Origin of the sequence: Pseudoalteromonas sp. P1-8 (assembly GCF_001399985.1) — a bacterium.
Lineage (GTDB): Bacteria > Pseudomonadota > Gammaproteobacteria > Enterobacterales > Alteromonadaceae > Pseudoalteromonas.
Window position 1 is genome coordinate 239,317 of the sequence record NZ_LJSO01000008.1, and the last position, 24,396, is coordinate 263,712.

General features: G+C 40.3%; 27 protein-coding genes and 1 pseudogene. 20 read left to right on the forward strand and 8 right to left on the reverse strand.

The features are described from left to right. Positions 1–3: 3 nt before the first annotated feature. Together AN213_RS13265 and rluF are read left to right on the forward strand one after the other, a co-directional pair. On the forward strand, positions 4–1,095 hold the full coding sequence (locus AN213_RS13265) for an ABC transporter substrate-binding protein (RefSeq protein ID WP_055198823.1): 1,092 nt from the start codon (positions 4–6) through the stop codon (positions 1,093–1,095). An 89-nt stretch (positions 1,096–1,184) separates the two neighbouring features. Next, positions 1,185–2,129, forward strand: a complete 945-nt coding sequence (gene rluF / locus AN213_RS13270; protein ID WP_054562376.1) for a 23S rRNA pseudouridine(2604) synthase RluF — start codon at positions 1,185–1,187, stop codon at positions 2,127–2,129. 73 nt (positions 2,130–2,202) lie between these two features. Here the strand turns inward: rluF and AN213_RS13275 are convergent, their stop codons facing one another. Together AN213_RS13275 and AN213_RS13280 are read right to left on the reverse strand one after the other, a co-directional pair. Further along, positions 2,203–2,391: a hypothetical protein gene (locus AN213_RS13275; RefSeq protein ID WP_054562375.1), complete on the reverse strand. Its 189-nt coding sequence runs from the start codon at positions 2,389–2,391 to the stop codon at positions 2,203–2,205. A 136-nt stretch (positions 2,392–2,527) separates the two neighbouring features. Then, on the reverse strand, positions 2,528–2,743 hold the full coding sequence (locus tag AN213_RS13280) for a hypothetical protein (RefSeq protein ID WP_054562374.1): 216 nt from the start codon (positions 2,741–2,743) through the stop codon (positions 2,528–2,530). 315 nt (positions 2,744–3,058) lie between these two features. On the opposite strand from AN213_RS13280, the gene AN213_RS13285 reads away from it, so the two are divergent. Further along, on the forward strand, positions 3,059–3,280 hold the full coding sequence (locus AN213_RS13285; protein WP_054562372.1) for a hypothetical protein: 222 nt from the start codon (positions 3,059–3,061) through the stop codon (positions 3,278–3,280). A gap of 68 nt (positions 3,281–3,348) precedes the next feature. Here AN213_RS13285 and AN213_RS13290 read toward each other — a convergent pair whose 3' ends face one another. Both AN213_RS13290 and AN213_RS13295 read right to left on the reverse strand, forming a co-directional pair. Then, complete coding sequence (locus AN213_RS13290; RefSeq protein WP_055198824.1) at positions 3,349–6,420, reverse strand: efflux RND transporter permease subunit; 3,072 nt, start codon at positions 6,418–6,420, stop codon at positions 3,349–3,351. Beyond that, a complete protein-coding gene (locus AN213_RS13295; protein ID WP_054562370.1) occupies positions 6,420–7,505 on the reverse strand; it encodes an efflux RND transporter periplasmic adaptor subunit in 1,086 nt (361 codons plus the stop codon). Before AN213_RS13295 ends, AN213_RS13290 begins: the two co-directional genes overlap by 1 nt. 117 nt (positions 7,506–7,622) lie before the next feature. On the opposite strand from AN213_RS13295, the gene AN213_RS13300 reads away from it, so the two are divergent. Both AN213_RS13300 and AN213_RS13305 read left to right on the forward strand, forming a co-directional pair. Beyond that, the gene (locus tag AN213_RS13300) at positions 7,623–8,534 is read left to right on the forward strand and encodes a LysR family transcriptional regulator (protein ID WP_055021070.1); all 912 of its coding nucleotides are present in this window, start codon (positions 7,623–7,625) and stop codon (positions 8,532–8,534) included. Then, positions 8,518–8,826: an MGMT family protein gene (locus AN213_RS13305; RefSeq protein ID WP_054562368.1), complete on the forward strand. Its 309-nt coding sequence runs from the start codon at positions 8,518–8,520 to the stop codon at positions 8,824–8,826. The genes AN213_RS13300 and AN213_RS13305 overlap by 17 nt, the downstream gene beginning before the upstream one ends. Here AN213_RS13305 and AN213_RS13310 read toward each other — a convergent pair. Then, on the reverse strand, positions 8,823–9,452 hold the full coding sequence (locus tag AN213_RS13310; RefSeq protein ID WP_054562367.1) for a hemolysin III family protein: 630 nt from the start codon (positions 9,450–9,452) through the stop codon (positions 8,823–8,825). The two genes, AN213_RS13305 and AN213_RS13310, sit on opposite strands and share 4 nt — an antisense overlap. 258 nt (positions 9,453–9,710) lie before the next feature. On the opposite strand from AN213_RS13310, the gene AN213_RS13315 reads away from it, so the two are divergent. From AN213_RS13315 to AN213_RS13385, 15 genes are all read left to right on the forward strand, one after another. Continuing rightward, positions 9,711–9,989 carry a hypothetical protein gene (locus AN213_RS13315; protein WP_054562366.1) on the forward strand — a complete coding sequence of 93 codons (279 nt, stop codon included), beginning with the start codon at positions 9,711–9,713 and terminating at the stop codon, positions 9,987–9,989. A gap of 220 nt (positions 9,990–10,209) precedes the next feature. Then, entirely contained in the window at positions 10,210–10,788 is a 579-nt protein-coding gene (locus AN213_RS13320; RefSeq protein ID WP_055021069.1) for an LON peptidase substrate-binding domain-containing protein, read from the forward strand. A gap of 62 nt (positions 10,789–10,850) precedes the next feature. After that, positions 10,851–11,474, forward strand: coding sequence for a sigma-70 family RNA polymerase sigma factor (locus tag AN213_RS13325; RefSeq protein ID WP_054562364.1), 624 nt, complete (start codon positions 10,851–10,853; stop codon positions 11,472–11,474). Further along, positions 11,467–12,117 (forward strand): ChrR family anti-sigma-E factor, encoded by a 651-nt coding sequence (locus AN213_RS13330; protein ID WP_055198825.1) that lies wholly within the window; start codon positions 11,467–11,469, stop codon positions 12,115–12,117. Before AN213_RS13325 ends, AN213_RS13330 begins: the two co-directional genes overlap by 8 nt. A 10-nt stretch (positions 12,118–12,127) precedes the next feature. Then, positions 12,128–13,081, forward strand: a complete 954-nt coding sequence (locus tag AN213_RS13335) for a DUF523 and DUF1722 domain-containing protein (RefSeq protein WP_054562362.1) — start codon at positions 12,128–12,130, stop codon at positions 13,079–13,081. Then, positions 13,081–14,472, forward strand: coding sequence for a deoxyribodipyrimidine photo-lyase (gene phrB / locus AN213_RS13340; RefSeq protein ID WP_054562361.1), 1,392 nt, complete (start codon positions 13,081–13,083; stop codon positions 14,470–14,472). Before AN213_RS13335 ends, phrB begins: the two co-directional genes overlap by 1 nt. Position 14,473: 1 nt before the next feature. Continuing rightward, positions 14,474–14,920, forward strand: a complete 447-nt coding sequence (locus AN213_RS13345; RefSeq protein ID WP_055021067.1) for a nuclear transport factor 2 family protein — start codon at positions 14,474–14,476, stop codon at positions 14,918–14,920. Next, positions 14,920–15,630 carry an SDR family NAD(P)-dependent oxidoreductase gene (locus AN213_RS13350; RefSeq protein ID WP_054562359.1) on the forward strand — a complete coding sequence of 237 codons (711 nt, stop codon included), beginning with the start codon at positions 14,920–14,922 and terminating at the stop codon, positions 15,628–15,630. Before AN213_RS13345 ends, AN213_RS13350 begins: the two co-directional genes overlap by 1 nt. After that, positions 15,627–16,883 (forward strand): NAD(P)/FAD-dependent oxidoreductase, encoded by a 1,257-nt coding sequence (locus AN213_RS13355; protein ID WP_055198826.1) that lies wholly within the window; start codon positions 15,627–15,629, stop codon positions 16,881–16,883. Before AN213_RS13350 ends, AN213_RS13355 begins: the two co-directional genes overlap by 4 nt. Continuing rightward, complete coding sequence (locus AN213_RS13360; protein WP_055198827.1) at positions 16,876–17,625, forward strand: DUF1365 domain-containing protein; 750 nt, start codon at positions 16,876–16,878, stop codon at positions 17,623–17,625. Before AN213_RS13355 ends, AN213_RS13360 begins: the two co-directional genes overlap by 8 nt. Positions 17,626–17,629: 4 nt before the next feature. After that, positions 17,630–18,892: a cyclopropane-fatty-acyl-phospholipid synthase family protein gene (locus tag AN213_RS13365; RefSeq protein ID WP_055198828.1), complete on the forward strand. Its 1,263-nt coding sequence runs from the start codon at positions 17,630–17,632 to the stop codon at positions 18,890–18,892. Beyond that, complete coding sequence (locus tag AN213_RS13370) at positions 18,870–19,364, forward strand: DUF2878 domain-containing protein (RefSeq protein ID WP_055198829.1); 495 nt, start codon at positions 18,870–18,872, stop codon at positions 19,362–19,364. The genes AN213_RS13365 and AN213_RS13370 overlap by 23 nt, the downstream gene beginning before the upstream one ends. 55 nt (positions 19,365–19,419) lie before the next feature. Next, positions 19,420–19,917, forward strand: coding sequence for a chalcone isomerase family protein (locus AN213_RS13375; RefSeq protein ID WP_055198830.1), 498 nt, complete (start codon positions 19,420–19,422; stop codon positions 19,915–19,917). Further along, entirely contained in the window at positions 19,910–20,443 is a 534-nt protein-coding gene (locus AN213_RS13380; RefSeq protein WP_055198831.1) for a DUF3833 domain-containing protein, read from the forward strand. The genes AN213_RS13375 and AN213_RS13380 overlap by 8 nt, the downstream gene beginning before the upstream one ends. Before the next feature lie 204 nt (positions 20,444–20,647). Beyond that, on the forward strand, positions 20,648–20,923 hold the full coding sequence (locus tag AN213_RS13385; protein ID WP_004586404.1) for an HU family DNA-binding protein: 276 nt from the start codon (positions 20,648–20,650) through the stop codon (positions 20,921–20,923). A gap of 82 nt (positions 20,924–21,005) precedes the next feature. On the opposite strand, the gene ilvN is transcribed toward AN213_RS13385, so the two are convergent. From ilvN to AN213_RS20280, 3 genes and pseudogenes are all read right to left on the reverse strand, one after another. Further along, positions 21,006–21,503 (reverse strand): acetolactate synthase small subunit, encoded by a 498-nt coding sequence (gene ilvN / locus AN213_RS13390; RefSeq protein WP_054551998.1) that lies wholly within the window; start codon positions 21,501–21,503, stop codon positions 21,006–21,008. Then, positions 21,503–23,227: an acetolactate synthase 3 large subunit gene (locus tag AN213_RS13395; RefSeq protein ID WP_055198832.1), complete on the reverse strand. Its 1,725-nt coding sequence runs from the start codon at positions 23,225–23,227 to the stop codon at positions 21,503–21,505. The genes ilvN and AN213_RS13395 overlap by 1 nt, the downstream gene beginning before the upstream one ends. A 785-nt stretch (positions 23,228–24,012) precedes the next feature. Next, positions 24,013–24,396, reverse strand: a pseudogene (locus tag AN213_RS20280) (transposase); the annotation flags it as partial.

Sequence of the window (24,396 nt, forward strand, 5' to 3'; positions counted from 1 at the left end):
GTAATGCGAGTTTGCTTGTTGGTTTTTACATTGCTTTGCTGTTCACCACTTTATGCTGGCGAGCAATTCTCTGTGTTGTTAGTTAATCCCTCTGTTAAAAGCGATGTATTTTGGCAAAAAGTGACTGATGTGATGCAGGTTGCTGCCAAGCAAAATAATGTTTCCCTCACAACAATTTATGGTGGTGGAAATCGCCACATTCAATTAGCCGAACTAAAACAATACCTGCAATATAACCCTAAACCTGATTACGCAATTTTAATCAATTACCCAGGTGGCGCAGAGCAGTCAATGAGCTTGCTTGAACAACACAAAGTAAATTTTATCACTCTCGAAGAAACGATTGTTGGCGTAGAGCGAGACGAAGTCGGTAAACCCCGTCAGCGCTTTAAATATTGGTTAGGTGAAGTATTTCACGATAACTTCAAAGCGGGTGAACAACTTGGCAAAGCCTTACTTGAGGAGGCAATAAATACAAAGCAAACGCCTCACTTTGTCGCTATCAATGGCCATTATGGCACTGAATCTGACACCCGTAGTGACGGCCTTGTTCATTATTTACGAAAACAAGATGTTGAGCTTGAGCAAGTTGTGTATGCCAGTTGGAATAAGCAAGAAGCCGAGAATAAAGTGAGCCGATTATTACAACGATACCCAGATACGAATGTGATTTGGTGTGCGTCTGATTTGATGGCGCAAGGTGCCCTAGAAGCAGTAAAAGGTAAAAAAGATAAAGCCTATTTCATTGGTGGCATTGATTGGCTTGATGATAATTTAGACTTAATAGAACAACAAAAACTCACAGCCAGTGTTGGCGGGCATTTTATGATGGGAGCGTGGGCACTAATTAGCGTTATCGATCATCATAATGGTAACCCTTATTGGCAAAATCACGATGCGATTAAGTTTCAGCTTGGGGTGATCACAAAGCACAATATTCAAAGTTACAGCTGGCTAAGAAACATCAAAGACTGGTCGGTTATCCCTTTTGAAACCTTCTTACTGCAAAACAGCAAAAGCACTGAGTACGCTTTCGATTTTGATACACTACATAGTTTATTGAGCGAAAAGCCCAAAAACGCAGCACTACACTAAAAGTGCAATGAAAGAGCCTAGATTCTACCTAGCTTGGTAAAGCCTTCTGGTATAAACTAGCGGCTTTAAAATCCAGACAGAAGTGTGCCATGACAGAGTTAAAGCGATTAAATAAATTTATCAGTGAAACAGGTTTTTGTTCACGCCGTGAGGCAGATAAATATATTGAAGAAGGTCGTGTTACTGTTAACGGCAACTTGCCAGAAATGGGCGTAAAAGTTAGTGACGCCGATGATGTACTTATAGATGGCAAACCTTTAAAAGCAAAGCCTAAGCTGGTTTATATTGCCTATAACAAACCAGTTGGTATTACTTGTACGACTGAGCGAAAAATCCAAAGCAATATTGTTAAAGCAGTTAATTACCCAGAACGTATTTTCCCAATCGGACGCTTAGATAGACCTTCAGAAGGCTTAATTTTCTTAACTAACGAAGGCGACATCGTTAATAAAATTCTTCGCGCTGGTAATAATCATGAAAAAGAATACGTAGTGACAGTTGATAAGCCACTTAATCGCCAGTTCGTGAATAAGATGGCAAACGGTATTCCTATCCTCGATACCGTTACTAAAAAGTGTAAGGTCAAGCAAACTGGCCCACAGCAATTTACCATTGTACTAACACAAGGCTTAAACCGCCAAATACGTCGTATGTGCGAATATTTAGGCTATGAAGTGGTGACTTTAAAGCGCACACGAATTATGAACGTGACCCTAAAGGGTTTAAAAGTAGGGCAGTGGCGTCACTTAACCGAACAAGAAATGGCTGAGATCAATAACTCAATTGCCGACTCAGGTAAAACACAAGAGCGTTCAATTGATGAAAACAAACAGCCAACGCAAGCTCGTGCTAAGCAAAAGCCACGTAATGAAGAAGAAAAAAAGCGCGACTTTTCTAAATACGTGAAAAAAGCACGCAGTGATGCTAAGCAAGGTCAATCAAGAGCAAAGGCTGGCAATTCACATTCATCAAAACCAAATCAAACTAAGCGTAGCAGTACTAAACGCACAGGCACATTAAGTCTGAAAAAGTAAGCTCAGCGCATTAGAGCCCTGGCTAGTATTTACTCGTAATCTTCAGGGTTCTTTAATGATATATAGTGCAACCTCAGCCTTCATTAGGGTCAGTGGCATCAGCTTCAAGACGGTCTCTTTTCTGTTGAAATTCTTTTTTAGTGAGTTTTTTCGCGATAATATCGATAAGTTGATGTTTCCTTACAAAGAACAGCTCTTTTGTATTGTCATCTTCAAATAGTAATAGTGTTACTTTATTGTTTTTAACACTTGCTTCAATCAATTTGAATCCATTCACAATTAGCTTAGGTCTAAAATAAAGAGCAATCTGACTGTTTTGTAGAAAGTCGTAATGAGATTCAACAGTCGGACTTGAAACAGAATCACACCCGAGCTCTAAATCGGGTGACTGTTGCCCTTCACAAATATGCGATTGGTGTGCCTATTTCCCCAAAAATCCATCTTGAGTTAAATATCAATCCATTTTGTCCTTCAATTGCTAAAACAGCATCAGATAAACTTTCAACGGCAACGTGAAAAGCTACATTAGACTCATGCTGATAGTATGTATTTTCATTGGCGCTTAAGGTACCACTGAATATTGCAATCAATAAGTAAAGTACTTTTCTACGCATCTTAGCCCTTCAAGTCTTAAATAAGCAGCAATAGGTTAGCACACAAGCTGATAGGTTAATCATTAAATAGACACCCACTTTAAATAACAAAAAGTCCACCATAAATGGACACCCAACTTAAAGTTAATCATTAAACAGACAGTTATTTTAGACAAACCTTTGGAAGCTTGGTGCCGTTAACTAGACACCCACCTTAAATAACAAAAATTCATGCTAGACACAGGCGAGCTCTCGGCATCCGACTTTACCGAGAATAATAAATAAGTTAAAAATTGATAGCTGACCAATTTTCACGACTAATAAACAGGGTTATCAATGGCTAGCTTTCAGAATGCATTTATCTTTATTGCATCCCTATTGTTTGTTGGTTATGGGGTGTTGGGGTTATTAACGAATAAAATTCGTGTAGGTAGCCGAAGTTATACAGGGAGCATTAGCACCATTTATAAGCACCAAGAACCAGTGCGCTTTTATTTTTGGTGTTGTTTATTTTTATTTGCTGGCTGTGGCGGATTTTATTACCTTTTTGCTTATTAAAATAAAAGGTAATAAAGAAAAGCCCTAACAGTTTGCTGATAGGGCTTTAGGTTGAGAGTCAATCTGTATTAATTAGCGTGACGCTGTTTAGGTACTTTGATCTTAAACAGCATGGTATAGAGCACAGGCACAACAATTAGTGTCAGCACTGTCGCAAAACCAAGACCGAACATAATGGTTACCGCCATTGACTGGAAGAACACGTCAAATAGCAGTGGGATCATGCCTAAGATGGTGGTAATTGCAGCCATCGCTACAGGACGAACACGGCTTACACCAGAGTCAAACACTGCTTTGTAAGGGTCTTTGCCGCTATCGAGTTCAAGGTTAATTTGATCAACTAATACAATGCCGTTTTTGATGAGCATACCGCTTAAGCTCAGTAAGCCAAGCAATGCCATAAAGCTAAATGCTGCATTCATTAGTAATAAACCAGCTGATACACCTACAATGGCTAGTGGCACTGTTGCCCAAATCACTAAAGGCTTTTTAACTGAATTGAACAGCAATACAGTTATAGCAAACATGGCTAAGTAACCTAGCGGTAATGAGCCGAAAATAGCTTTTTGCGCATCTGTTGATGACTCATACTCGCCGCCCCATTGCAATTCATAGCCACGAGGTAGCTCAATAGCTTCAATGGCTTTGCGAACACGTGCAAACAGCTTCGCTGGAGTTTCATCGCCAATAACATCGTGGTCGGCCATTACAGTGATGGTACGCTTACGGTCACGTCGCATGATCAAGCTGTCTTCCCACTCAACAACAAAATCATCAACCACTTGTGTCACCGGTACAAATACACCTAACACTGGGCTGTAAATTTGTAAGTCACGTAAGCTTTCAACGTTTAAGCGCTCTTCTGCAGGTGAGCGAGCAATAATTGGCAGCATTTGCGTGCCGTCTTTATAAACGCCCACTTGTTTACCCGATAAGCTAGTTAAAAGCAGTTGATCAAGGTCAGATTTAGCAATCCCTAAACGACGGGCTTTTTGCTCGTTAAATTGCGGACGAATTAACTTCGAGCGAGCACGCCAATCGTCACGGATATTAAATGCCCCAGCATCTTGATGCAGAATGTCTTTTGCCTCTTTTGCTAATTGGCGAAGTACCACAGGATCAGCACCAGAAAAACGCGCTTCAATTTTTGCATCTGTTGATGGGCCAATCTCCATACGTTTAACTTTAAGCTGAGCATCAAGTACATGTTCGTGTTGGTAATCGCGTACTTTTTTGATCATGGTTGTAACAGCTTCGCGGTCTTTTACTCGAATAATCAATTGCCCATAGGCTGGGTATGATTTTTCAGGTGCGTAAGTCAGCATAAAACGCGGTGCACCTTGACCAACCGTTGTGGTTATTTCTTCAACCAGTGGGTCGGCTTGTAAGAATTTTTCGAGCTTTGCAACACCATCCATAGTGGTATGAATATCAGCGCCTTGCGTATGCCAATAATCAACATAAAACATAGGAGTATTCGATGCTGGGAAGAACGACTGCTTGATAAATTTAAAGCCATAAACTGAGCTAACAAGCAGGATCACCATCAGCAGTAGCGTGGTTTTACGGTACCGCATTGCTGTATGTAACACGCCTTTATAAACATTAAAAATAACACCTTGATAAGGGTCTTCATCGTGATGCGGCTGTTTTTCAGTGGCTTGTTTAAACATTAAATCAGCGAAGAAAGGCGTTAAAGTAATGGCTGTGATCCAGCTTAGTAACAATGAAATAAACAACACCCAGAACAAGCTGCCAGCAAACTCACCACTGGCATCTGAACTCAAGCCAATCGGCGCAAAGGCAGTAATAGCAATAACCGTAGCACCCAGTAATGGCCACTTGGTTTGATTAACAATGTTAGTCGCTGCTTGCAGTTTTGTTTGTCCGCGCTTGAGGTTTATTAATATGCCTTCGGTTACGACAATGGCATTATCAACCAGCATCCCTAAGGCTATAATCAAGGCACCAAGCGAAATTCGCTGTAAATCAATGGCAAATAACTTCATGAAAATGAAGGTACCTAGTACGGTCAGTAGAAGTATTACACCAATCAATACGCCGCTCTTAAAGCCCATGAAGACTAAAAGCACGATTATAACAATAGCAACGGCTTCAAGTAGGCTGATAATAAAGCCACTTACTGACTTTTCAACTTCGGCAGGTTGGTTATAAACGCTGTTTATTTCCATACCATGTGGTCGTTGATATTCAAGTGACGCTAAATGGGCATCAATATTTGCGCCTACATCAACAACGTTAACGCCTGTGCTAAATGACACGCCAACCAGTAATGCTTGTTGCTGGTTATAGCGAATAATATTGTTAGGGACTTCGGCGTACTCACGAAAAACGGTAGCAACATCACCCAAGTAAATAAGCTCATTTTCACCTGGTTTTGAAATGAGTAGGTTTTCGAGCTCTTTTACGTCTTTAAATTCACCGGTTGGGTGTAAGCGAATTGATTCATCGCCAACGCGCACTTTACCTGCGTTCGACACGCTATTTTGAGTTTGTAAAAGCTGATAAATACGATTAGGCGAAATACCTAATTGGGCAAGTTTGCGGGTTGAAATCTCAACCATGACTTGTGCTTGTTGCTCACCACCCACGGTTACTTTACTAACGCCATCGACTAAAACCAGTTCACGTTTTAAATAATCAACGTAATCTTTAAGCTCATCGTAAGAATAACCATCACCAGTGACTGCATACATCACCCCGTATACATCGCCAAAGTCATCCATAATTTTACTAGGATAAACACCAGAGGGCATCGACGATGCTTGATCATTGATTTTACGACGCAACTCATCCCATATTTGGCGTAAGTCTTGTTTACGATAATTGCTTTTCATCTCGACGGTAATTTGCGATTTACCCGGTGATGAAATACTGGTTACGTAATCAACATACGGTAGCTGTTGAATTGCATTTTCAATAGGGAAGGTGACTTCTTCTTCAACCTGCTGTGGTGACGCGCCCGGATAAAGGGTGATCACCATGGCTTTTTTTAGGGTGAATTCAGGATCTTCTAGTTGTCCTAAGCCAAAGTAAGCGACGGTTCCACCAATCAGTAAAAACAGCGCGAACATCCAGCTAATGACTTTTCTTTCAATAGCGAGTGCAGCAAAGCTCATTATAAGCCTCGCTCTTTTTGCCATGGACGCACTTTCATGCCTTCTTCTAAAAAGTGCACACCAGCAGCCACAACGATTTGCCCTTCTTTGATACCTGAGAGTACTTCAATGCCATCACGGTGTAATTGGCCAACTTCAACAGCTTGCTTGTGCACTAAACCGGTGTTTTCGTCATAAAGCCACACATAGCTGTTGTTGTTTTCAGACTCAGTAGGTTCTGAGAATACCGCCTCAACAGGCAGTAATGTATAAGGTGACTGTGAGCTGGTGATTTTGCTTAAGTCTATATCAACGCGGCCAGTCATACCGGCAAGTAGATTAAAATCTTCTGGTACAGGTAATGAAAACACAACTTTATACGTTAAAGTAATTGGGTCGGCTTGGGTATCAAACTCTTTAATGGTTAATTGATATGACTTGTTTGGGTAACCATCAAATACAACTTCTGGTTGGTAATGTACGTCTTTATCGATACGTGCAATGAGCTTTTCAGGTACTTGAATAACCACATCCATCAGGTCGCGGGTTTCAAGGCGAAGAATGTTTTGTTTTGCTTGAATATTTTCAAAGTTTTTCACAAACACCTTTGCCACAGTACCAGCGAACGGCGCGCGTAATTCACTATTATCTAGGTTGGTTTTGGCAATTTTTAGCGCTGACTCAGCAACCTGTTTATTGGCAAGGGCTTGGTCTAACTCAGATTGACTGGCAATGGAGCGATTAAAAAGCTTTTGCACCCGCTCAAGTTGAGACGCTGCAAGTTCAAAACGTGCTTTACGCTCTTCATACTGCAGTTGAAAATCTTCAGGATCCAGTTTTGCTAAAAGCTCTCCTTTTTCAACGTGTTGGCCCGCAAGAGCAGGGAACTCAAGTAACTCACCATTTACTCTAAAAGCGAGATAAGAACCTTGGTTAGCAACAACTTCAGCAGGAAAGCTGCGAATGCTTTGTTCTGAATTATTGCCAATATTAAAAAGTTTAACAGGACGTACTACCGGCTCTGCTTCATCTTGCTGTGCTTGCTCTGAACATGCCGCAAGAAGCAAAAACATGCTGCTCATTAACGCGGCGGTTGCCAATCTCATTGTCTTCTCCATAGATAAGAAAGCATAAATTTGCTGCAGGATACGCTGCAAAGATATAAAATAAAAATTATTAAATTTTAGAAACAGCATAAATTTTATTTATATAGTTTGCCATTAATGAATTTAAATCAATTAATCATTCTAGATGCTATTGTGCAAAGCTCTAGTTTGAGCCAAGCCGCACTTAAATTGCATAAGACTCAACCAGCGCTCACGTTAGCTATTAAGAAGCTAGAATCAGAGCTAGGGTTTGAGTTACTAGACCGAAGCCAATACAGGTTACATTTAACTGAGAAGGGCCGTATTTTTTATCGTGAGGCCAAGCAATTACTTAATGCAAACAGTGAGTTAAGCTCACTTGCTAAAGAGCTGGCACTAGGTAATGAAGCCAATTATAAAATTTGTTACGAGCAACTTTGCCATCAAAATAGTTATAACCAAGTGATCAGCCAAACCTTCAAACGTTTTGCTAGTACTGAGTTTAGTATTTCTTCAGGTAAGCGCTTTGTATCTCTAGAGCAGGTTAATAGTCATCAGGCTGATTTAGGAATTGGCCCTTGGTTTGATTTGTTTCATGCAACAGGGGATCTCGAAAGTTTACCGATTGGTAAATTTGATATAGGTATAGTTAGCGCGCCTGATGTAGTGCCCAGTGAAATCAGTTTTGCAGATATTCAAAATTACCCGTGTTTAGCCATGTTTGAAAGTGACTTGAGTTTTGACAGTGATAGGCTTTCTTATACGCTAGGCTCTGCGTTAATGAAAATTGACGATATAACCAGTGTTAAGTCGTTTTTGCTCTCTGGTGCGGGCTGGGCAATGATCAGTTTGCAACATTGCCAAGCGGAAATTGACGCTGGTTTATTACAACAAATTAAAATTATCGATCGTGAACACCAGTTTGGTGCAGAAATTCGTGTATTTCGACAGCACTCGGTTCATCATGGCCCTGTTGCAAGAGCCATTTGGCAGGATTTTAGCGAGGTCAGTAAACAGTATTTGGAGTCGAGTCGTGCAGCAGGCAACTAAAGAAGATTTAATTTATACCATTATTTGTGCCATTCCTGAGGGGAAAGTTGCCAGTTATGGGCAAGTAGCAAAGCTTGCGGGATATCCTAATAACTCAAGGTTAGTGGGGCGGTTATTAAAAGTGATGCCCGAGGGCTCAAGCATTCCATGGCATCGGGTGGTTAATAGCCAAGGTAAAATATCGTTTCCAGAAGGCAGCAATAAACACCTTGAGCAACGACAAAAACTACTCAGTGAAGGTGTTACTTTTAATAAGGCTAAAATTAATATGCGCCTGCATCAATGGGACTAATAAACATACAAACTAATTGATAAGTAGTGACAAACACATCCAACTAGCACAAATACATGCCAAATTGCATGGCTGTAATGGCGGGTTTTAGCGCTGTAAAACACAGTGCCTAAACTGTAGGCAATCCCGCCAGCTAGCAGCCACCATAAAGCGCTTAAATCAAGGTTCAAATAAAGTGGATAAACAAGTGCTAATGCAAACCAGCCCATTAATAAATAGGTAGCGAGTGAGACCTTTTTATTCGTGTTTTTGACCAGTAATTTATATGCAACACCACCAAGCGCTAAAGTCCAAATAAACACCAAAGCAGCAATTGCCCAAGCCCCAGATAACGAAATAACCAAATAAGGCGTGTAGGTACCTGCAATAAGCAAGTAAATCGCACAGTGGTCACATTTTTTATAAATGGCTCGTATACGCTCTCTGGTACTGGCGTGATATAAGGTCGAGGCTAAAAATAATACCAGTAGGCTTGAGCCATACACGATGGCACTTACCGTAGCTGACACAGCTTTAGATTGTGAAACTAAGTCCCACAGTACATATACCGCAAACAGTACTCCCATGCCGTGAGTAAGCACGTTAAGTTGTTCTTCTTGGCGTGAATAAGGGAGTTGCTCTGTCATATCTATCTACTAAAAATGAGTGAATAAAACAGTTTCAGTGTACAAGTGTGCGCTGAAATTTACAATGCTTATTTTTTCACTAAATGTTGGTCAAAACATTTAAATCCATTGGTTTTATTAACCAACCCTGAATAAGGTTAAAAAACCAATCAATAATTTAAACCTTAAAAATCAATAATTTAAAATTTATTTTCAGGGTGGCACAACCTTTGATTAAGTAATTACGACTAATTACTTAAAGAGACAAGGAATACCACTATGAATAACTCACTTAAATTAACTACTGCTGCGTTACTTGTATTAGGGTCAACTCAAGCAAGTGCTACTGACTTTGAATTAGATATCAGCAACACAATTACACAATCTGTTAAAAGCTATGTTCAACAAGCGAGTAACGAGCTGAAGGAAAGCGTAATGAACAGCATTGAGTTTGATGCTCAAAAGTTACTAGATACTTACATGAGTGAAGATGCAATTGCTTCGAAAGAAGAAGAGTTAAAAGTTGCTCAAGCTCCTAAAGCAACAAACAAGCAGTAAGGAAACAAGACAATGAGTAGTGAAATCAGCTTATTTTTACTTATGGTTGCACCGGTTTTGAGTTTACTCAGTGCATATGCATCTATCGAATTATTTCGTAACGTTGCACAATGGTTCAACTTCTAAGGTACAAAGTAGATATTAAGATTTCATGAAATATTGATCGGCGGATTAAAAGCGCACGTAATTAAAGGCATGTGGTTTTAGAATAGTAGACTTTATGAAGCGTGCGATTTTTCCTTTACCGGTTTTTATTTTACCTGAAGGGTTCACCAAGCTAAGAATTTTTGAGCAGCGTTACTTAACGATGGTCAAAGAAGCTGTACAAGATAACACTGGTTTTGTGCTGTGCACCTACCAACACGATACAGATCTTAACTTGCCCGAAATTGGTTGTTTAGTGCAAATAACCGACTTCAATCAAGATGATAATGGTCAATTATTAATTGATGTTTATGCTGAGCATGCAGTGTCTATGCATAACGCTTTTCAGGATAAGCAGCAACTTCGACATGCTGACATCGAAATAATTACGTCACCTTCATGGTACGTAAGCACGCCAATTAATGACGAAAACACTTTATTGAGTGACACACTTCGTGCTGTATTTGCAAATCAGCCGGATTTAGCAGGCCTATATAAAGCCCCACAATTCGATAACCTTGCTTGGGTTGTTGCCCGTTGGCTTGAAATTTTGCCAATATCGTTAGTTAAAAAACAACAACTTGCTTATAAATCTAACTTTGAAAACTTGCTAAGTTTCCTCCATACTCTAATCAACAACGAATTTACTGATTAATGTGATCTAACATCAACTATTTGCCGTATTACTTTAAACGACAATAATTGGATGACATAAAGATGGTAAGTCAACAACTTCAAACAGGTTGTAAACCTAACACAGGTCAATACTCTGCCATGCCAGATACTCCAAGCAAAGAGCTTGCTGATGCTTTATTTGCTGTTGCTGAGCACCGTGATAAACGTGCGTTTGCAATACTTTTCCAATATTTCTCACCAAAAATTAAACGTTTTGGAATAAAGCAGTTCGGTTCTGAAGCACAAGCGATGGAATTAGTTCAAGAAACACTAACCTCAGTTTGGCGTAAAGCACACCTTTACCACAAAGAAAAAGGTGCAGCGACAACTTGGGTATACACAGTAATGCGTAATGCCTCTTTCGATATGCTAAGAAAAATGAAGAGCAGCAAAGAAGAGTGCATTAGTGAAGATATCTGGCCATTGATAGATGAAGCCGAGCCGGGCCAGCACGAATTCAGTGACCACTTAGAAGATAAACAGATCAAACAGTACCTTGATAAACTACCGCTTGCGCAACGTGAAGTTGTGCGCGGGGTGTACTTTCAAGATATGTCGCAAGAGCAGCTTGCTGAACATTTAAATATTCCCGTAGGCACAGTGAAATCTCGTCTTCGCTTAGCCTTGCAGAAGTTACGCAATGAAATGGGAGATCACCATGATTAAGCACCATCCTAGCAACGAATTGCTTGCCAAGTTCAGTGAAGGTAATCTACCTGCCACTTTGAGTGTTGCAGTCGCTATTCATGTTGAAATGTGCCCTGTGTGTCAAAACGAACTCGCTGCGCTTGAAGCGAAAAATGCTGATAATGTTTTTACTGAATCAGCTACCGACTTGGATGATATGTTCGATAAAACACTTTTTGATGCCATCACCGCTGATGAATCAATTGATGAAGTGTACGAGCAAGAACAGGTGTCAGTTGATGTTAAAGATAAAACCTACACTTTACCTAGAGCACTTACACGCATTGGCCACAGCAATTTTATGCAAATAGGCAAACTTGCCCGCTCTCGTATTGATTTAGAAGATGGCCCATTACGAGCAAGCCTGCTTCATATTGATGCGGGTGGTGAAATACCTGAGCACACTCATACTGGATTTGAGCTCACTTTATTATTAGATGGGAAGTTTAGTGATGAAGACGGACACTATGTACCGGGTGACTTTATGATGTTAGATGGTCGTCACAATCACACACCTAAAACGATTGAAGGGTGCTTGTGCTTTACAGTTGTTAGTAGTGCCCTACACTTCAATAAAGGTATTAGTAAATTACTGAACCCAATTGGTAATCTTATCTATTAGTAGAGTTTATATGCAGCAATCGACAATTAAAATTGGTTTAAGCGCCTGCTTAGCAGGCGACAAAGTTCGCTTTGACAGCGGGCACAAAAAATCTAATTTTTGCATGGATGAGTTGGCTAACCATGTTGAGTATAAAAAGTTTTGTCCTGAAGTAGCGGTAGGCCTGCCAATCCCTCGACCAACTATTCGTCAAGTGCGTGTTGGCGATACTATTAAAGTGTGTCGCCCAGATGGCACTGGCGATGTTGGCCCTAAATTAACAGAATACGGTAAACGTGTTGCGACAGAGCAAACTGCAGATTTAAGCGGCTTTGTATTTTGTGCCAAAAGCCCAAGTTGCGGAATGGAACGTATTAAAATTTATAACGAAGCGGGAACGGGCAATACCTCAGAAGGTATCGGCTTTTTTGCAGAGCAAATAATGGCACATAACCCATTGTTACCTTGCGAAGAAAACGGTCGTTTAAATGATATGCACCTTCGCGAAAACTTTGTAATGCGTGTTTATACCTATAAGCACTGGCAAACATTAAGCGAACAACCACTCACAGTACATAGATTGACTCAGTTTCATGCCCAATATAAGTACTTATTGATGGCTCATAACTACGAAGCTTACCGTAGCTTAGGAAATCTGCTTGGCACTTTTGATGGCGAAGATATCCAAACTTTGGCTGATGAATATATTTTGGGGTTAATGACAGCCCTTAAAAAACCAGCTTCACGTAAAAATAACGCTAATACATTAATGCACTTGCAAGGTTATTTTAAAAAATCGCTTTCTAAGATTGAAAAGCAAGAACTACGTGATGCCATCGATGAATATCGCCAAGGGTTAGTGCCACTTTACGTACCTCTTACGTTAATTAAGCATCATTTAAAAGTGCACCCAAACGAGTATCTTGCTAAGCAAGTGTATCTTGACCCCTATCCGAACGAATTAAAACTACGCTACGGAATTTAATGAATACATTATTTTGGTTTAGGCGCGATCTGCGCCTTTTTAATAACGACGCTTTGTATCAGGCAATCGAAAATGGTTGCAGAAATGCGGTATTTTTTATTACTGAAAAGCAATGGCAAAAGCATGATGTGGCTGATATTCAGCTAGATTTATTAAAGCGTAGGCTTAGCTTCTTGGGGAAGCTTTTAGCAAGTAAAGGTATTGAATTACATATTATTGATGCAGCTGATTACGCCGGTTGTGTTGAAAAATTAGCGTCATTTTGCGAGCAACACCAAGTAAAAAATGTATACGCTAACAACGAATATGAGCTTAATGAAGTAAACCGAGATAATGCCTTTTTACAGTACGCTGATAGTAAAGGGATTGCTTTTTGCGCATACGACGGCGATGTAATTGCGCCGCCAGGGAGTATCAAGAATCAAAGCGGCGAAATGTTTAAAGTATTCACGCCATTTAAAAATGCATGGCTAAAAGTTTATCAAGACACCCACTTTTATTTTGCTGAGCCGCCAGAGATGTTCGAGCCCATTGAGTGGCAGCCAAGTGAGTTATTAGCCTCAGACGGCAACTCAGAAAAGTGGCCTGTCGATGATGAAACGCTCAGCCACGTTTGCGCGCGCTTTATTGAAGAGAAGCTAGCAACATATCAAGACCAGCGTGATATCCCAAGCATTAAAGGCACTTCAGGTTTAAGCCCTTACTTAGCACTTGGCATTATTAGCGTTCATCAACTATTGGCACTGATCCAGCAGCGCCACCCAGATGTACTACGAAGTAGTAAAAGTAACTTGTTTTGTTGGGTTAACGAACTGATTTGGCGTGAGTTTTACCGTCATCTTATCGCTATCTATCCAAATCTAAATAAATACGATAACTTTAATGAGAAATACAACGCCGTGAAGTGGCGTGATGATGAAAGCGACTTTAAAGCATGGTGCGAAGGTAAAACAGGCTACCCGTTAGTCGATGCAGCAATGAGGCAGCTACTGCAAACTGGCTGGATGCATAACCGTTTACGCATGGTGGTCGCGAGCTTTTTAACTAAGCACTTATTAATTGATTGGCGTAAAGGCGAACGCTTTTTTATGCAGCATCTCATAGACGGCGACCTTGCATCTAACAACGGTGGCTGGCAATGGGCTGCAAGTACGGGGTGTGATGCTCAGCCGTATTTTCGAATTTTTAATCCTATCACCCAAAGCGAGCGATTTGATCCAGATGGTGAATTTATCCGTAAATATTTACCAGAGCTGGAAAAAATACCTGCTAAACAAATCCATTTTCCGCATGATTATTTAGCGAAACAGGGTAAGTCGAGCAGTTATTGGCCAGCAATTGTTGATCATAAAGCCGCGCGAGAGCGAGCGCTAAACGCATTTAAGGTGTGACATGGACAAGGCGATCCTTGATAGGTTTATTGATGTTTATCAATCACTCAATAAAGACAATTTACAGTTACTGGATGAAATTTATCACCCAGATATTCAGTTTGCAGATCCCTTGCATGCGGTAAATGGTCTTGGGGATCTGCGTGACTATTTCAAAAACCTCTACGCCAATGTGCTTTCTTGCGAATTTGCTATCGAAGACAGCTATGTTACTGAAAATATTCAGAGCAAAGACCACACTGCGTTTATCTATTGGACCATGTATTATCGCCATCCAAAGCTAAACAAAGGCAAAGCAATCTCGGTTGCGGGTCATAGCTGTTTAAAATTTGCTAGCAATAAAATAATTAATCACCGCGATTATTTTGATGTAGGCGCTATGCTTTATAGGCATATTCCAGTGCTTGGCTCGGCTGTGAAATACATCGATAAAAGAGCGAGTGCATAATGACGACATTAATTACAGGTGCTACCTCAGGTATTGGCGAGTCATTAGCAAAGCTTTATGCAGACAATAATGAACAGGTCATTGCATGCGGTAGAAATACAGAAAAGCTTGCTAAATTGAGCCAGCATCAAAATATAGAGTCTTGCCAGTTTGACGCAACCGACCTTCAAGATATTCGTTCGAGCACAGTGGCTTATACACAATTTGACCGGGTTATTCTCAATGCTGGCAATTGTGAATACATTGATGATGCTCGCAATTTTGACAGCAGTTTGTTTGAGCGGGTGATCACGACCAACTTGCTCAGTATGGGCTATTGCCTGGAGGCGTTATTACCAAAAATAAAGCCCGGTGGTCAGCTTGTAATCGTAAGCTCTAGTGTGACTTATTTACCGTTACCACGCAGCCAAGCTTATGGTGCGTCTAAAGCCGGTGTAAGTTATTTAGCCAATAGCTTAGCGGTTGATTTAAAAGATATCGATGTCACTTTAGTTCACCCAGGTTTTGTTAAAACGCCGCTTACAGACAAAAATGACTTTCCAATGCCAATGGCGGTGAGTGCAGAAAAAGCGGCAAATTATATTTATAAAGGGGTCGCGAAAAGGCGCAAAGAAGTGCACTTTCCGCACCGTTTTACCTTCATTTTAAAATTTTTAAGAATGCTTCCTACGCCACTTTGGCTGAAGCTTGCAAAAGGATTATCACGTTGAAAAAAGTGGCTGTTATTGGATCTGGCATAGCGGGTTTAAGCTGTGCGCACCTATTGCATAAACACTACGATGTAACCGTATTTGAGAAAAACGACTACATAGGTGGCCATACTGCAACCATAGACGTAAAAGTTGATGGCGTTGAGTACGCTGTTGATACAGGCTTTATTGTCTTTAACGATCGAACTTACCCATATTTTGAAAAACTACTTAAGCGCTTGGGTGTTGAGCGTCAGAAAACGCAAATGAGCTTTAGTGTGCATAACGAACAAACCGGCTTTGAATATAACGGCCATACTTTTTGGAGTTTGTTCGCACAAAAGCGCAATATCTTTCGCCCTAAATTCTGGAAACTTTTAAAAGACATTGTGCGCTTTAATGATGTGTGTAAATCATTACATGTTGAAAAAAATTATAAAGCAAATCAAACTCTAGGCGAGTTTTTAGACGAGCATGACTTTAACGAGTTCTTTCGTTTTCATTATATCTTGCCGATGGGCGCTGCTATTTGGTCTACAAGCATTAAAGAGATGGCACAAGTTGGCGTAGAGTTTTTTGTTAAGTTTTTTTATAACCACGGTTTGTTGGATATCACTAATCGCCCGCAGTGGTATGTTATTCCGGGTGGCTCTCGCGAATACATTAAACCTATGATCCAAGGTTTTGCTGATAAAATTCGTTTAAATAGTAATATCAGCTCGGTATCTCGAAAAGATGATAGTGTGCATGTCCATTTCGATGATGGTCACAGTGAATCATTCGATAAAGTTGTGTTTGCTTGCCACTCAGATCAAGCATTAAAACTGTTATTAGATCCGACTGAAGACGAAAAAAGTGTTCTCTCAGCGATACCTTATACGGCTAATTCAGTGGTACTACACACCGATACTACACTGCTACCAAAACGCAAAGCCGCATGGGCGAGCTGGAATTATCTGTTAAATAACAACACAGACAAAGCCGCAGTGGTGACTTATCAGATGAATATTCTGCAAGGCATTAAGAGCGACACGCAATTTTGTGTCACGCTTAACCACCTTGATGGCATTAATAAAGATAAAATTTTACGCGAGTTTACCTATCATCACCCGGTATTTAATAAGCAGTCGATTGCCGCTCAGCAGCAAAAGTCTCTTATTGACGGTAAAAATAACAGCTATTTTTGCGGAGCGTACTGGTACAACGGCTTCCACGAAGACGGTGTAAGAAGTGCTGTAAATGTGGCAAAGCAACTCGGAGTCGAGTTTGAATAGCGCCATATATGTAGGTGATGTTCGCCACAGGCGCTTTGCCGTCAAAGAGCATCACTTTAAGTACCCGCTTTATATGATGTGGGTTGATTTAGCTAAGCCTGACGAGCTTAATGGAGTTCATCCTTGGCTTGGCTTAAGTGGCTTTAAGGCACTTAAATTTAATCAGAGCGACTATTTTAATTATCAAACCGATATGCAGCTGCCACTCAAGCAGCGTGCACTCAATAAAATTAAAGAGCTTGGGATTGACGATGAATTTACCCATGTTTTTATGCTCGGACAGGTGCGCTGTTTAGGAATTTATTTTAGCCCGGTTAATTTTTTCTTCTTTCAAACTGGTCATGGCGATTTCACTCACATGCTTGCTGAAGTGAGCAATACGCCTTGGAATGAGCGTCATTATTATGTCGTACCCCTTGAAAAAAAAGTGAACTTTAAAAAGGTTTTCTCCGTATCACCTTTCATGAACTTAGATATGAACTATCATTGGCATATTAGAATGAATTCTGATAACACCATGATTCATATTGAAAATAAAAAAGACGACACTCTTTTGTTTGATGCAACCCTGCGTTTGCAAAAGCAGCCTCTCACGAAAGAGCAGGTTAGCGCCGTGCTTAAACAGTTTCCGGCTATGACGTTAAGTATTTTTAAAGGTATTTACCTTCATGCTTTGAAGTTGTTTTGCAAACGTGTGCCATTTATTGGCCACTCGGGCAAACAAGAGAATTCAACTAGGTGATGTGATGGAAAAAGTATCAAATTTAACACAAGCCCAAACGACCGGCTGGATGACAAAGCTTTATAAAAAACTGGTAATAGGTGCATTCAACAGTATCAATGTAGGTTGCATTACCCTAAAAGAGGGTAACCAAAAAGAGCAATTCGGTGACATTACAAGTGATTTACACACAACGGTCACGGTAAATGATGCTGCTATGTATAAGTCATTTGCGTTATCTGGCAGTGTGGGGGCCGGAGAGGCTTATATTCTTGGCTATTGGGATTGTGACAACCTCACTAAACTTATTGAAATATTTGCTCTTAATCAAGATCAGCTAGATGCATTCGAGAAAAAATTCGCCTTTTTGAGTGGCATTGTGCACCGAGTTAATCACATTAAAAATAAAAACTCAGCAAGCGGTTCAAAAAAGAACATTGCGGCGCACTATGATTTAGGCAACGACTTATATAGTGCATTTCTAAGTGACGAAATGTTGTATTCATGTGCTGTTTACCCTTCAAAACAAGCTAGCCTTGAACAGGCCCAAGAGCACAAACTAGCATTGATTTGTGAGCAGGTTGATTTACAACCAGGTGATTCGGTGATTGAGATTGGCACAGGGTGGGGCGCATTTGCGATTTATGCAGCAACACATTTTGATTGCCATGTAACAACGACCACAATTTCTGATGAGCAACATGCCTATGTTGAACAAAAGGTTAAAGAGCTTAACCTTGAGCATAAAATTACTTTATTAAAGCAGGATTACCGCCTCTTAGAGGGCAAGTACGATAAGCTTGTATCAATCGAAATGATTGAAGCTGTCGGTCATGAGTATTTGCCTGGCTTTTTTGCAAAATGTCAGTCTTTATTAAAAGACAGTGGTGCCATGCTTATTCAAGCAATCACCATAGCTGATCAGCGTTACAGCCATTACCTTAAAAATTCCGATTTCATTCAGCAGTACATTTTCCCAGGTGGCTGTTTGCCTTGTTTAGACGAAATGAATAAGCAAATAAAGCAGCAAACAGACATGGTTGTGCATAGTGTAAAAGATATTGGTGTTCACTATGCAAGAACACTGGCTGATTGGCGCGAGCGCTTTGTCGCTAGCTGGCCTGAAATAGATAAAGTGAAATTTGACCAGCGATTCTATCGTTTATGGTTGTTTTATTTAGCTTACTGTGAAGGTGCGTTTAGAACCCGTGCTATCAGTACAGTTCATTTAGTTGCCCGTAAACCTCGTTTTGGCCATTCTGGCGATGATATCGCGCTCGATTATTAATTTTGCTTTGTTTCAAGGAGTCTGGTTTATGGCCTTACTCCTTGAGCATAACTCTCTGATACCCGCTTTAGCTGTTGTCGCTTTGATGATTTACCTATCAAAGCAACGCCAGCAAGATAGTTGGCTACTATTATGTGGCTTGCCTCTCGCACTGGGCTATGAATTGCTCGCCAGCAGCTTTAATTTACTTGCCTTTAAAGTAAGCCCCTTTCCTTTATGGCTTGTTGTACTTTGGGCTGCACTGCTTTTAACCATTAATACTTCGATGCAGTTTCTACAAAAACTGCCTTGGTATATTGCTTGGGGTGTTTGCGCGTTATTCGCTCCTGCTAGTTACTACGCTGGAATGCGCTTTGAAGTGCTTAATACTGAGCTCGTTCTTTGGCAGTTTTGGCTGGTTTATGGTTTGGGTTGGGCAAGTATGTTTATGGCTATTATCGCTATTAATAAGCGATTTTTAACGGCTAAATGATCAGTTTTAGGTGGTTTTTCGTAGTGTTTGATAACACAACTTTAAGGATTATTTGATGAAACAGTCACTTAATTTAAGTTTATTTGCTGCGTTATTGTTCTATGCGGGAGTGTATGCAAATGGCTTTAAAACGGTGGGCCAAGCGAAAATGGAGTATCTGTTTTGGGATGTTTATAACGCTAAATTAGAGACTCCATCGGGCTCGTATCAGTTTGGCCAACACCCAAGCAAACTTACACTTACTTATTTGCGGGATTTCGATGCGAAAGACATCGTCAAAGCAACCAACGAGCAATGGCGACATTTAAAGCTCAATGACATGGTAGGTGTTTATGACAAACAGTTACTAGCCCTTTGGCCTGATATCAAAAAAAACGATTCATTGTCGTTTCAAACAAACGAACAAGGAATTGGTACTTTTTACTTTAATGACAAAGAGCTAGGGCAAATCGATGATAAAAGATTCGCTGACAACTTCTTAGCAATTTGGTTAAGCGCCGACACGTCTGAACCATCACTTCGTAAACAGCTTATTGGAGGGAAACATGATTAAGCTCAAAGCACTCTTTATTTTCGCTATGGTACTGTTAATTACCAGCTGCTCTGCGCCAGATGTTGATTATTATCAAGGTACAGAGCCTAAGTTTGACTTTAAGCAGTTTTTTAGTGGTGAGCTCAAAGCCTACGGCGTTGTGCAAGACCACAAGGGCGAGTTAACACGTAAGCTGGTAGTAGACATGCAAGCATCTTGGAATGGCAATCAGGGAGTGATTGACGAGCAATTTGTTTATGATGATGGCGAAACGCAAAACCGTGTTTGGTACATCACCATTAATGATGATGGCAGTATCACAGGGACAGCATCAGATGTGATTGGCGAAGCAAAGGGTGAGAGCAATGGAAGCGTGTTCCATTGGACATATTCTGTCGAGCTTCCATATGATGGTAGTACTTTAGTGGTAAATTTCGATGATTGGATGTACTTGGTAACACAATCACGCTTGATAAACCGTACCGCTATTGATAAGTTTGGCTTTGAGGTCGGGGAAGTTACCTTGGTTATCGAGAAAATTGAATGATGGTTTAGCTATCATAAAATTTTGTGATGGAAGTTAAATTAAGTCTTTATTAATACTGATGTCACTAACCTTGTGATTGATAGTTAAATAGTAGTCATTTTTGAATAAATTACGTAAAAATAGCAATTTGCTGTTGCTAACTTCTCAAAAATGCATAAAGATAGGTTTTGCGAAGGCAAAATAATAACGAATAGGAATCTAACAATGAATAAAGCTCAATTAGTTGAAAAAATTGCTACTGATGCAGAAATCTCAAAAGCGGCAGCAACTCGTGCACTAGATGCATTCACTGGCGCAGTTACTAGCTCTCTTAAAGAAGGTAACTCAGTAGCATTAGTTGGTTTCGGTACTTTCTCAGTAAAAGAGCGCGCAGCGCGTACTGGCCGTAACCCACAAACTGGTGCAGAAATCCAAATCGCAGCAGCAACTATCCCAAGCTTTAAAGCGGGTAAAGGTCTTAAAGACCAAGTTAATCCTTAATAGGGTAACTTACTAATTATTGAAAAAAGGGCTTATAGCCCTTTTTTTGTAACTGGCGTTTTGTTGCGATAGCGAAAAAGGCTTATGCCTTTAACGCTTTATCACCACGACCAATACCAACCGCACCTGAACGTACAACTTCAATAATGTCTGATTCATGACGCAGGGTATCAAGGAAAGATTCAATCTTTTCTGTGCTCGCTACAAGTTGTAGTGTGTAGCTGTGGCGCCCCATATCTAAAATAGCACCTTGGAACACATCAGCAACACGCGTTACTGCTGCTCGAGTGGTTTCATCTTGGGCAAAAACTTTCACTAATAACAGCTCACGCTCGATATGTGCCATTTCGGTTAAGTCAATAATCTTTAGAACATCTACAAGCTTGTTCACTTGTTTGGTGATTTGCTCAACGATGCGATCATCACCCATGGTTGTAATGGTAATACGCGAAAGAGAATGATCGTCAGTTGTGCCAACAGTCAGACTATCGATGTTGTAAGCACGCTGTGAAAATAAGCCTACAATGCGCGATAACGAGCCAGGTTCGTTTTCTAATAAGATTGATAAAATACGGCGCATTATGCTTTTACTCCTTTACGTAACCACATATCATCGACTGCCCCTAGCTTGATTTGCATAGGGTAAACATGTTCTTTTTCATCTACACAGATATCTAAAAATACCAGTCTGTCGTTAATAGACATGGCTTTTTCAATAGCAGGTTGAAGCTCATCAATATGATCAACGCGAATACCTACGTGGCCATAGCTCTCTACTAATTTTACGAAATCAGGAAGTGATTCCATGTAAGAAGATGAGTGACGACCTGAATACATCATATCTTGCCATTGACGTACCATGCCCAGTGAGCGGTTATTCAACGACACAACTTTCACAGCTAAATTGTATTGTAAACATGTTGATAGCTCTTGAATGTTCATTTGGATAGAACCATCACCCGTTACACAGATAGACTCTTTATCAGGGAAGGCAAGCTTAACGCCCATTGCTGCAGGTAATCCAAAGCCCATGGTGCCTAAGCCACCAGAGTTGATCCATTGGCGAGGGTGTTTAAACGGATAATACTGAGCTGCAAACATTTGATGCTGACCTACATCAGAGCTAATGTAAGCATCTCCATCGGTTGCTTTGTAAATTGCCTCGATAACGGCTTGTGGTTTGATTTTATCGCCATCAGTGCTGTAGCTTAGGCATTTTTGTTCACGCCAGCTAATAATTTGACGCCACCAGTCTTCTTGTGCCGAACGATCAATTGAAATAGGGCTCTTATCAATCGCCGTTTGTAACTGCTCAAGCACTGTTTTCAAGCAGCCAACAACCGGGATGTGCGCTTTAATTGTTTTAGAAATAGAGGTTGGGTCAACATCAACATGAACAATCGTGGCATTAGGGCAGAATTTTTTAACGTTATTCGTTACCCGATCATCGAATCGAGCGCCTAAAGCCAAAATAACATCTGCATTTGCCATGGCTTTATTTGCCTCAAGGCTGCCATGCATACCTAACATACCAATAAAGTTAGGGTGAGTACCGCTGATACCACCTAGGCCCATTAAGGTGTTAGTGATTGGCGCATTTAATGATTCAACCAAGTGAGTTAGTTGCTCAGAGGTATTTGATAGAATAATGCCGCCACCTGAGTAAATAACCAGTTTTTTAGCTTCTAAAATTGCGCTAACTGCTTTGCGAATTTGTTTTGAGTGGCCTTTAGTGTTCGGGTTATAAGTTCGAAGCTCAGTTGTTTTTGGAAATTCGAATGGAAACTTTAGCTCAGGGTTAAGCATATCTTTAGGTAATTCAACCACAACCGGGCCAGGGCGGCCTGTGCTGGCTAAGTAGAATGCTTTAGCTAAGATTGTTGGAATATCTTTTGCGCTACGACAGTTATAGCTGTGCTTTACGATAGGGCGAGAACAACCAACAATATCAGTTTCTTGGAATGCATCATCACCAATTAAACCAGTAGGAACTTGGCCAGATAACACCACCATTGGGATAGAATCCATGTACGCTGTCGCGATACCTGTTACACAGTTTGTAGCGCCAGGGCCAGAAGTGGCTAGCACCACACCGACTTCACCAGTAGCCCGGGCATAACCATCAGCCATATGAGTTGCGGCTTGTTCGTGACGTACTAAGATATGTTCAATATCTTCTTGTTGAAATAACGCGTCATATAAATCAAGAACAGACCCGCCAGGGTAGCCAAAAATATACTTAACATTCAACCCTTTAAGTGCCCGAACAACTAGTTCGGATCCATTATATTCAGTTGTACTCATCCTCATTCCTCTGTGTGTGCAAGCATAAATGCATAAAAAAACCCCCGCATATGGCGGGGGTTTTTTAAAAAGCGTGCTTTCACCTTTTAATAGCCTCCCGCTGGGCTTGTAACTAAGACCAGTACGAGAACGTTGACGACTAAAAGGTGACGGCGAATATTCATTATTTTTTAATTTTCTTCTAAAAAATGCACAGCCGACTAGATGGCTGCTGTTTAAAAAATGTTAGGAGTATTTTTAAGCGTTTTGGAAACTGATGTCAACCGCAAATGTGGCTTTTTGCATTAATTTTTCAGTATTTAAGTTTTTTGATATTTATGTTGCACCCATATGCTTAATTGTTATTGTTTTTGGGTGGAACTATGCATTGAATTGTTCGTGTGGCAAATTGCTAACTATACCAATAGATAATGCATTTACGTTACTGCCTTGCATAACTTAGCTACTATCAGAATAGGTTTCTTTTTATAATTAGACACCCATCTTAACACCTCGCTACAATAAGGTTTGGTTAATTTTTAAAAAGACAGCCAACTTAAATATTTAACCAGACACCCAACTTATTTTTAATAAGAATCAGCTAAAGATAGATGTGAATTATTCAGAACAAGTTGAATTGCTATAAAAATAGTGATTTTTCATTGTCATTAATTAAATTTCAGTCTTATGTGCTGAGTTATTTTTTTAGTTTTACACACTGGTCAGTGCTAGTTGCAATAGTTGTTATGCTTCTAGAATTAAAAGGATTGGATTTGTAAAATTGATTTCTAGTGTCGAATGTGTAACTAAGTAAATAAGGCTAAGCTATTAGCTATAGAGCTTCTTCGTTTTCGCTTCATGTGATTTGTATAAGCTGTGATTGCTTGTTCTTTACCTGCAGTATTTTTAAATGAGCGAGTAAAGGAAGTAGTAAGTGTGAGCCAGTTTTCTGCACAAATGTTTAATCTTTCAAGTATTGGTAACGTATTATCTGGGATTTTCCCAGGCTTATTTTCTCGTATTGAGCGGCCTGTCCAATCAACAAGTTGCAGGTATGTTTTGAGCTCAAATGGTAGTCCCTTAGGCATATGTTTACGAGGTCTACCTGCAAAGCGCATAAGCGGTTTTGGTTGCTTATTATTTTGAGCTGCATTAATTCTAGATTTAATACTGGTGTAGTCAGATTGCTC

Excerpts from the sequence above, each read along its gene's own strand:
- AN213_RS13325 (WP_054562364.1), top strand. The coding sequence starts at position 10,851 with ATGGTAAGTCAACAACTTCAAACAGGTTGTAAACCTAACACAGGTCAA.
- AN213_RS13285 (WP_054562372.1), top strand. The coding sequence starts at position 3,059 with ATGGCTAGCTTTCAGAATGCATTTATCTTTATTGCATCCCTATTGTTT.
- AN213_RS13310 (WP_054562367.1), bottom strand. The coding sequence starts at position 9,452 with ATGACAGAGCAACTCCCTTATTCACGCCAAGAAGAACAACTTAACGTG.
- AN213_RS13380 (WP_055198831.1), top strand. The coding sequence starts at position 19,910 with ATGATTAAGCTCAAAGCACTCTTTATTTTCGCTATGGTACTGTTAATT.
- AN213_RS13290 (WP_055198824.1), bottom strand. The coding sequence starts at position 6,420 with ATGAGCTTTGCTGCACTCGCTATTGAAAGAAAAGTCATTAGCTGGATG.
- AN213_RS13330 (WP_055198825.1), top strand. The coding sequence starts at position 11,467 with ATGATTAAGCACCATCCTAGCAACGAATTGCTTGCCAAGTTCAGTGAA.
- AN213_RS13385 (WP_004586404.1), top strand. The coding sequence starts at position 20,648 with ATGAATAAAGCTCAATTAGTTGAAAAAATTGCTACTGATGCAGAAATC.
- rluF (WP_054562376.1), top strand. The coding sequence starts at position 1,185 with ATGACAGAGTTAAAGCGATTAAATAAATTTATCAGTGAAACAGGTTTT.
- AN213_RS13395 (WP_055198832.1), bottom strand. The coding sequence starts at position 23,227 with ATGAGTACAACTGAATATAATGGATCCGAACTAGTTGTTCGGGCACTT.
- AN213_RS13375 (WP_055198830.1), top strand. The coding sequence starts at position 19,420 with ATGAAACAGTCACTTAATTTAAGTTTATTTGCTGCGTTATTGTTCTAT.
- AN213_RS13350 (WP_054562359.1), top strand. The coding sequence starts at position 14,920 with ATGACGACATTAATTACAGGTGCTACCTCAGGTATTGGCGAGTCATTA.
- AN213_RS13345 (WP_055021067.1), top strand. The coding sequence starts at position 14,474 with ATGGACAAGGCGATCCTTGATAGGTTTATTGATGTTTATCAATCACTC.
- AN213_RS13265 (WP_055198823.1), top strand. The coding sequence starts at position 4 with ATGCGAGTTTGCTTGTTGGTTTTTACATTGCTTTGCTGTTCACCACTT.
- AN213_RS13335 (WP_054562362.1), top strand. The coding sequence starts at position 12,128 with ATGCAGCAATCGACAATTAAAATTGGTTTAAGCGCCTGCTTAGCAGGC.
- AN213_RS13370 (WP_055198829.1), top strand. The coding sequence starts at position 18,870 with ATGATATCGCGCTCGATTATTAATTTTGCTTTGTTTCAAGGAGTCTGG.
- AN213_RS13365 (WP_055198828.1), top strand. The coding sequence starts at position 17,630 with ATGGAAAAAGTATCAAATTTAACACAAGCCCAAACGACCGGCTGGATG.
- ilvN (WP_054551998.1), bottom strand. The coding sequence starts at position 21,503 with ATGCGCCGTATTTTATCAATCTTATTAGAAAACGAACCTGGCTCGTTA.
- AN213_RS13280 (WP_054562374.1), bottom strand. The coding sequence starts at position 2,743 with ATGCGTAGAAAAGTACTTTACTTATTGATTGCAATATTCAGTGGTACC.
- AN213_RS13300 (WP_055021070.1), top strand. The coding sequence starts at position 7,623 with ATGAATTTAAATCAATTAATCATTCTAGATGCTATTGTGCAAAGCTCT.
- AN213_RS13320 (WP_055021069.1), top strand. The coding sequence starts at position 10,210 with ATGAAGCGTGCGATTTTTCCTTTACCGGTTTTTATTTTACCTGAAGGG.
- AN213_RS13315 (WP_054562366.1), top strand. The coding sequence starts at position 9,711 with ATGAATAACTCACTTAAATTAACTACTGCTGCGTTACTTGTATTAGGG.
- AN213_RS13295 (WP_054562370.1), bottom strand. The coding sequence starts at position 7,505 with ATGAGATTGGCAACCGCCGCGTTAATGAGCAGCATGTTTTTGCTTCTT.
- phrB (WP_054562361.1), top strand. The coding sequence starts at position 13,081 with ATGAATACATTATTTTGGTTTAGGCGCGATCTGCGCCTTTTTAATAAC.